General features: G+C 64.0%; 8 protein-coding genes and 1 pseudogene. 4 read left to right on the forward strand and 5 right to left on the reverse strand.

Annotated elements, in window-relative coordinates:
* Positions 1-143: 143 nt before the first annotated feature.
* Genes WA904_RS03335 through WA904_RS03345 form a run of 3 tightly spaced genes read right to left on the reverse strand, consistent with a single transcriptional unit; the run spans position 144 to position 2,232 of the window.
* The gene (locus WA904_RS03335; protein ID WP_425195709.1) at positions 144-794 is read right to left on the reverse strand and encodes a plastocyanin; all 651 of its coding nucleotides are present in this window, start codon (positions 792-794) and stop codon (positions 144-146) included.
* Positions 795-824: 30 nt separating this feature from the next.
* Positions 825-1,268 carry a group I truncated hemoglobin gene (locus WA904_RS03340; protein WP_425195710.1) on the reverse strand — a complete coding sequence of 148 codons (444 nt, stop codon included), beginning with the start codon at positions 1,266-1,268 and terminating at the stop codon, positions 825-827.
* 37 nt (positions 1,269-1,305) lie between these two features.
* Positions 1,306-2,232, reverse strand: coding sequence for a DUF3034 family protein (locus WA904_RS03345; protein ID WP_425195711.1), 927 nt, complete (start codon positions 2,230-2,232; stop codon positions 1,306-1,308).
* 227 nt (positions 2,233-2,459) lie between these two features.
* Between WA904_RS03345 and WA904_RS03350 the strand changes: the two genes are divergently transcribed.
* Positions 2,460-2,924, forward strand: coding sequence for a DUF1569 domain-containing protein (locus tag WA904_RS03350; RefSeq protein WP_425195712.1), 465 nt, complete (start codon positions 2,460-2,462; stop codon positions 2,922-2,924).
* A gap of 2 nt (positions 2,925-2,926) precedes the next feature.
* Here the strand turns inward: WA904_RS03350 and WA904_RS03355 are convergent, their stop codons facing one another.
* On the reverse strand, positions 2,927-4,126 hold the full coding sequence (locus WA904_RS03355) for a Y-family DNA polymerase (protein WP_425195715.1): 1,200 nt from the start codon (positions 4,124-4,126) through the stop codon (positions 2,927-2,929).
* Positions 4,127-4,420: 294 nt separating this feature from the next.
* On the opposite strand from WA904_RS03355, the gene WA904_RS03360 reads away from it, so the two are divergent.
* Together WA904_RS03360 and WA904_RS03365 are read left to right on the forward strand one after the other, a co-directional pair.
* On the forward strand, positions 4,421-5,323 hold the full coding sequence (locus WA904_RS03360; protein WP_425195716.1) for a c-type cytochrome: 903 nt from the start codon (positions 4,421-4,423) through the stop codon (positions 5,321-5,323).
* 79 nt (positions 5,324-5,402) lie between these two features.
* Positions 5,403-5,807, forward strand: a complete 405-nt coding sequence (locus tag WA904_RS03365; protein ID WP_425195713.1) for a DUF3224 domain-containing protein — start codon at positions 5,403-5,405, stop codon at positions 5,805-5,807.
* A 33-nt stretch (positions 5,808-5,840) separates the two neighbouring features.
* On the opposite strand, the gene WA904_RS03370 is transcribed toward WA904_RS03365, so the two are convergent.
* Complete coding sequence (locus tag WA904_RS03370) at positions 5,841-6,989, reverse strand: alpha-hydroxy acid oxidase (protein WP_425195714.1); 1,149 nt, start codon at positions 6,987-6,989, stop codon at positions 5,841-5,843.
* A gap of 93 nt (positions 6,990-7,082) precedes the next feature.
* Here WA904_RS03370 and WA904_RS03375 point away from each other — a divergent pair.
* Positions 7,083-7,483 (forward strand): annotated as a pseudogene (locus tag WA904_RS03375) (aminotransferase class V-fold PLP-dependent enzyme); the annotation flags it as partial.

The raw sequence follows: 7,483 nt of genomic DNA on the forward strand, positions 1-7,483 counted from the left end.
TGCCCGGGCCGAGGAACTGGCTGCCTTTGAGGCCTTCTGGCAGAAGGGCCAGGAGTTGCGGCTTCGCGACCGTGTGTATGCGTCCGACCTGGCACCGCTGGGCGGTGATACGGCAGAAGGCGACAGCCAGCGTTGACAGGGGGCTAAATCCTGCGCCGGCGCGGCACCACGCTCAGCTGCAGTGTGGTCTTGCCGGGCGCGGCGCTCACGGTGGTTTGCTGCGGGGCAATGTCGATCAGCTGGTCGGCATGCCAGACCTTGACCTGCGCGGCGCCATCGGGAAGCTGCTCCATGTTGGCCATGCCGTCGGCGCCGGTCAGCACCGCCCAGGGTGACTCGCTGACGAAGACGTGGCCGCGCATGGAACCATGGATGTGGCAGCCCAGCAGCACCGCCCCCGCCTTTTCAAACACGGCCTCGGCCGATCTGGCGGGCTTGCCCTCGGGTTTGCCGTCAATGCGCAGCTCGAAGCCGCCACTGTTGGCGGTGCTGAACTGTGCAAAGCCGGCGGCCGAGGCGCGCACGTGATGTTCCCAGGGGTCGTTGTTGACAAACGAGGCTCTGGCGCCGACGGCCACCACGCTGACGGCAGGAACAAAGCGCATTTTTTCCTGGGCGATGGTCACCTGCATGGGCAGGGCAGCCTTCGCTGCGCCCCTGTTTGCCGGTACCACCACAACAACGGCGTCCGCTACCGGCTTGCTGTCTTTGTCCAGCACCAGCACCTGCAGGTTGCCGGCCGCAGCATGGCTGGACAGGGCTGCCAGCGCCAAAGAGATCAACGTATTTTTCATGAGGTCGCTCCTGGAGAGTGAAGGTGGCGCTCAGCGCACCGTGATGATGTCGCGGTGCATCGGGGCCAGCAGCGCCAGCATCTGGTTTTGTGTACGGAAAGGAATGCCGCGGGCGTCCATGCTTTGCTGCAGCACTTCGACCAGCGCGTTGAAGTCAGACTTCCTGATGTCCAGGTTGGCGTGCGCGCTTTTCATGTCGGCTCCCTTGTAAACGCAAGGGCCGCCGGCAAGGAAGCAGAGCTGGTCTACCAGTTGCTCTTTCACGCGCTGCTGGTTCGCGGGCTTGAAGTGCGGGCCGGTGCGCGGGTCGGCCAGCAGGCGGACCATGAAATCGTCCATCAGCGTGACGAGGCCGGCTTTTTCACCGAAGGCCTTGTAGAGCTGGTCATTCCGGGGGGCGCTCTGCGCTAACGATGCGCCGGCCATCAGCAGGCTGGATGCAGCAAGGACGAGGCCAATGAGGTTTTTTTTCATGTCAGTTCCTGAAAAGAGGTGGGTCGTGGGGGGGTGTTCAGAAGGCGAGCTGGGCCGACAGGTAATAGCCCTGCTGTTTGCGGCTGGCGGTGGTGGCCGGAACGATCACGCCGAGGTCCACATAGGCCAGGGTCACCGAGACGTTTTTGTTTGGCGCCCAGGCGATGAAGATGTCTTTCCAGTCCTGCGAGCGCAGCCCGTTGCCCAGGCCGGCAGTGCGGCCGGCGGTTTCCAGCCTGTTGCGCATGAAGCGGTATTCGGCGCCCACCGCGATGTTTTTGCTGATCAGATAGGCGACCGAAAATTCAGGTTGCAGGTTGTAGCTGTTTTCATTGCCGCCCAGCGTGGCGCCGTAGCCCAGCAAGCCGTTCTGGTTGGCTTTGGTGGCCCGCAGCGTGCCATTGACCAGCAGGCTTTGTCCCAGCAAAAGCTTGGTGGCGCTGACATACAGATCCACGCCGTCGCGTTTGGCGCCCAGGGCACGCAGCGTGCCGTCCAGTCCGGTGGAGCCCAGCGTTTTGTATTGCACTCCCACGGCAATCTGCGGCATCAGGCTGTCGGCATCCAGCACAGCGTCGCCGGCCACGCGTACCTTTGCGCCCACAATGGTTTGCTTCAGATGCAGGCCGGGCAGGCCCAGCGCGGTGCCGGTGGAACGGGTGTTGAAGTCCTGCTGCGCCACCGACAGCTCATACCGGTCGTTGATGCCGATGGCGGCACCGGCGATGTTCAGGCCGTAGTCTTTGGTGCCCGCGGTTGTCAGGAAGGCGGAAGCTCCCACTTCGCCTTCGGTGGCGTTGGTGCCAATCACTGCCCAGGGCGTCAGGCCGCCGCCAGCTGCGCCGTCAATGCTGCTCACGCCACTGGTCAGCAGCAGTTTGCCGGTGTCGGCCAGGGCGGGAAGGCTGGCGCCGGCGCACAGCAGGGCCGCACAGGCAGCCGTGAGGGAAGATGTAAATTTCATGGTCAGGGCTCCAGGCGTGGCGGGTTGGGGAGGTGTCATCCAGAGGGGTCGGGGGTGATACGCACCGGGGCGGGCCGCTGGATTCAAAAAATTTTCAAACGGGCTGGTTCCATTCCGCGTCGGCTGGACATTGCAGGACTTCCCGCCTGCCCGGCGGCTGCTACCATGCCGCCATGCGCCGACGTGATTTTTTATTCAGCACTGCTGCACTTGCCGGAGGCTATGCCATGGCGGATCTGCCCAAAGTCCAGTCCCTCGACGATGCCTTGCGCTGGCTGGACAAGCTCGATCGCGCGGGCAGCGTGCACGCCACCGGCGCCTGGCCAATGGGGGCCGTGCTTGAGCACCTTGCCCAGAGCATCGAGATGAGCATGGACGGTTTTCCGCAGCCCAAAAGCGCGGCCTTCCAGGCCACGGCGGGCGCGGCGGCTTTCGCATTTTTCAAGTGGCGCGGGCAGATGAGCCACGGCCTGAGCGAGCCCATCCCCGGCGCACCTGCGCTGGGGGCCGGTGCTGACTGGCGCCCCGGAGCGGTGCGGCTGCGTACCGCCATTGCGCGCTTTGCCGGACATCAGGGCCCGTTGAAGCCGCACTTTGCCTACGGTGCACTCAGCAAGGCCGATTTTTCGCTGGCCCACACGTTCCACCTTGCCAACCACCAGGATGAAATCGTCCTGGTGACGGCCCAGTAGCCCTAGAAGAGCTGATCAGTTGCTATTGATTCAGTAGCCGCTTGCGCTCGCGCTGATTGGGCGGAAGGGCTTTTTCGCTCTATGGGCGGTTCTTCCCCGAGCCGGGCGAGCGTGGCGGCCCGCACCCCCAGCAGGCGCAGCCGTCTGTCCAGCGGCACCCGCTTCAGGCACTGCCCGGCAATTTTTCGAATGGTGGCGCCGTCGGCCGTGTAGGACTCGGCCGTCTGGTCGCGTGTCGCAATCCTGAAATCGTCATAACGCAGCTTGATGCCTATGGTTTTGGCCACATAACCCTTGCGCTGCAGGTCTTCGGCCAGCTTGTCGCAGAGCTCGGTGAAGATGGCGCCCAGCGCCTGTTTGTCCCGCACCGCATGCAGGTCGCGGTCAAAGGTGGTTTCGCGGCTCATGCTGACCGGCTCGCTTTCCGTCACCACCGGTCGGTCGTCGCGGCCCCAGGCGGCCTCATGCATCCACGCGCCCGTGGCCTTGCCGAAGTGGCCGATGAGGAAAGACGGATCCTGTGCGGCCAGCTCGCCAATGGTCTGGATACCCAGCTTCGCCAGTTTTTCGCCTGCCTTGGGGCCGATGCCGTTGATCTTGCGCACATGGAGTGGCCAGATTTTTTCCTGCAGGTCGGCCTCGTAAACGATGGAGATGCCATTGGGCTTGTTGAACTCGCTGGCCATCTTGGCGAGCAGCTTGTTGGGCGCCACGCCGACCGAGCAGGTCAGGCCGGTTTTCTCGAAAATCGCTTTCTGGATCAGCCGCGCCAGCACTCGGCCGCCTTCGCGCTGGCCGCCGGGCACATCGGTGAAGTCGATGTAGACCTCGTCCACGCCGCGGTCCTGCATCAGCGGCGCGATCTCGGTGATGGTGCTTTTGAAGAGCCGCGAGTACTTGCGCACTTCCTCAAAATCCACCGGCAGCACGATGGCCTGCGGGCACAGCCTGGCGGCCTTCATCATGCCCATGGCCGAACCCACGCCGAACTGCCGCGCAGCGTAGGTCGCGGTGGTGATGACGCCGCGGCCCACATAGTCCAAGAGCCGCGGAAATTCTTCAACCGGGATAAAGCGCAGCGCGCGCTCCGGATCGGCACGGATGGCCTCGTCCACCTTGCGCCGCCCGCCGCCTATGACGACCGGCAGGCCCTTGAGCTGCGGGTACCGCAGCAGTTCGATGGATGCAAAAAAGGCATCCATGTCGAGGTGCGCAATGCGGCGGACGGGGGCTGGTCTGGAAGAGGAAAAGTCGCTCACCCGGCAAGCATAGCGTCGAACGACCAGCGGGTGGCATCTGCCGGTTTTCGCCTTTTTTTGCGGCCGAAACGCGGCAAGGGAAATATTTACCCCTCCAACAAGGCCTGGTGTGATTTATTTGCCCGGCCCAAGCGCTGACAAAGCCTTTCCGGTTTTCTAGAATCCCGCCTTTGTCCGGAAAACCGTGCGGCCAGGCTGCACGCAGCGAACGGCATTTTCAAAAAACAAGGAAGCATGATGAAGCGATGGGTCAAATGGACGGTGGGCGCAGGGGTCACCCTGCTGGTGCTGGTCGCTGGTACGGCTGTGGTGGGTACGACGCTGGCTGAGAAAAAGGGCGAGCGCCTGGTCACGGTCAATGTGCGGCCGGTGTCTTTTCCCACAGATGCGCAGTCGCTGGAGCGCGGCAAATACCTGTTCAGTTCGCGCGGCTGTGTGGATTGCCATGGCGCCAACGGTGGTGGCCGCGAGTTCGTCAACGACGGCCGCGGCTTGCGCCTGGCGGGCCCCAACATCACGCCGGGCGAAGGCAAGGTGGTGGCGCGCTACACGCCCGAAGACTGGGTGCGTGCCGTACGCCAAGGTGTCAAGCCCGACGGCCGGCCGCTGTTCGTCATGCCCAGCGAAGACTACAACCGCTTCACCGACGCCGACCTCGGGGCGCTGGTCGCCTATGTGCGCAGCCTGCCGCCGCAGCCGGGCGGTGCGGCGGTGCTGGAACTGTCATTGCCGGTCAGGCTGATGTATGGCTTTGGCGGAATTCAGGACGCTGCAGAGAAGATCGATCATTCCCTGCCACCGGCGACGGCGGTGGCGGAAGGCGTGACGGCCGCGCACGGTGCTTATGTGGCCAACATGTGCATCAGCTGCCACGGCCCCGGGCTTTCGGGCGGCAAGATCCCCGGCACCCCGCCTGACTGGGCGCCGGCCGCCAACCTGACGCCGGGCGATGGCAATGCGATGACGCGCTACAAAGACGCCGGCGCGTTTGTTGCCATGCTGCGCAGCGGCAAGCGCCCCGACGGCACGACCGTGACCGTGATGCCTTTCGAATCGCTGCGCGAGATCAACGAGGTCGATGCCCAGGCACTGTATGTGTACCTGAAGACCGTGCCGGCCCGGCCCTTCGGACAGCGATAGCCCCGTGCTGGCGCAACGATAGAACCCGCAGCACTCTGGCATCATCGGCGGCATTGCCATTTCCCTGAAAGCCCATGCCATGCCATCCCACGCAGCCGGAACCTTCGAAGTCAAGCTCCTGCCCCAGCCGCTGTCCAGCGCCGAGGCAGGGCCACTGATGGGGCGACTGTCGATCAACAAGACTTTCAGCGGTGACCTGCAGGCCACCAGCCGGGGCGAAATGCTGAGCGCTGGCACCGCCGTAAAAGGCTCAGCCGGTTACGTGGCCATGGAGTGCGTGACGGGCACGCTGCAGGGGCGAAGCGGCAGTTTTGTGCTGCAGCACAGCGGCACCATGAACCGCGGTGCGCCGCAATTGACAGTGAGCGTCGTCCCCGATTCCGGCACCGGCGAACTCGCTGGTATCAGCGGCACGCTCGGCATCCAGATGGCTGATGGCAAGCACTCCTACACCATGGACTACGAGATTTCGCCGCAGGACTGAACAAGAGAAGCTCGCTGCGGCGAGCCCTGTTTTTCAGTAAGTTCCCGGCAACAGAATGCCCTTGTCCACGGTCTTGATGTTGGTGTGGCCGCAAAAAGCCATCGTCAGATCAAGTTCGCGGTGGATGATCTGCAAGGCCTTGTCCACACCTGCTTCGCCCATGGCACCCAGGCCGTAGAGGAAGGAGCGGCCGATGTAGGTGCCCTTCGCGCCCAGCGCGATGGCCTTGAGCACATCCTGGCCGCTGCGGATGCCGCCGTCCATGTGAACCTCGATCTGGCTGCCCACCGCCTCAACGATCTGCGGCAGCGCGCGTATCGAAGACTCGGCACCATCGAGCTGGCGTCCGCCATGGTTGGAAACAATCAGCGCGTCGGCGCCGGAATTCACGGCCAGCTTCGCGTCTTCCACGTCCTGGATGCCCTTGAGGATCAGCTTGCCGCCCCAGCGCTTCTTGATCCATTCCACATCGCCCCAGTTCAGGCCGGGGTCGAACTGCTTGGCGGTCCACTCCGACAGCGAGCCCATGTTCTCGACGCCCTTGACGTGGCCGACGATGTTGCCGAAGCCGTGGCGTTTGGTGCCCAGCATGCCCAAGCCCCAGCGCGGCTTGGTCATCAGGTTCAGGATGGTGGAGAGCGTTGGCTTGGGTGGCGCGCTCAAACCGTTCTTGAGGTCCTTGTGGCGCTGGCCGAGGATCTGCAGGTCCAGCGTGAGCACCAGCGCCGAGCAGTTGGCGGCCTTGGCGCGGTCGATCAGGCGTTCGATGAAACCGCGGTCTTTCATGACATAAAGCTGGAACCAGAAGGGGTGCCCGCCGGTGCCGGCCGACACGTCTTCGATCGAGCAGATGCTCATGGTCGAGAGGGTGAAGGGGATGCCGAATTTTTTGGCAGCACGTGCGCCCAGGATTTCGCCGTCGGCATGCTGCATGCCGGTCAGCCCGGTCGGTGCAATCGCCACCGGCATGGCGACAGGCTGGCCGATCATGGTGGTGGCCGTGCTGCGGTTTTCCATGTTGACTGCCACGCGCTGGCGCAGCTTGATCTTCTGGAAGTCGCTTTCGTTGGCGCGGTAGGTGCTTTCGGTCCACGAGCCCGAATCGGCATAGTCGTAAAACATGCGCGGCACGCGCTTTTTGGCCAGGACGCGCAGGTCTTCGATGGTGGTGATCACGGGCATGGGGTCTCCTTGGAAGCCCTTGATGCTAGCGGTTTGCGGAGCGCCCGGTTTGAAGAAATTTGCATGCAGGCGCACAATTCCGGAATTTTCTTCATGCCAAACTCCGCAACTCCTGTTTCGCCGGATCTGAAACGGGTCATCAATGCCTGGGGCACGCCCACCCCTTATGGCGTCTCGCGCAGCGACCCCGCCGTGGCCGAGGCGGTGGCGCTGATGCTGCAGCGCCACGTGGTGATGGCGGACCTGCAGGCCCTGGCAGGGCGCGAGCTGGCGGCCTGGAGCGGCGCCGAGTCCGCCTGCGTCACCCACTGCAGCGCGGCGGCCATCACGCTGGCGGTGGCTGCCTGCATGACCGGCACCGATGCGGCACGTGTGGCGCAGTTGCCGGACAGCACGGGCATGCCGAACCGCGTGCTGCTACTTGTGGCCCATCAGGTGCATTACGGCCAGGCGATCACGCAGGCTGTGCGGCTGGCAGGCGCGCACCCTGTGCC

This window comes from Polaromonas sp. (assembly GCF_049790275.1).
Lineage (GTDB): Bacteria > Pseudomonadota > Gammaproteobacteria > Burkholderiales > Burkholderiaceae_C > Polaromonas.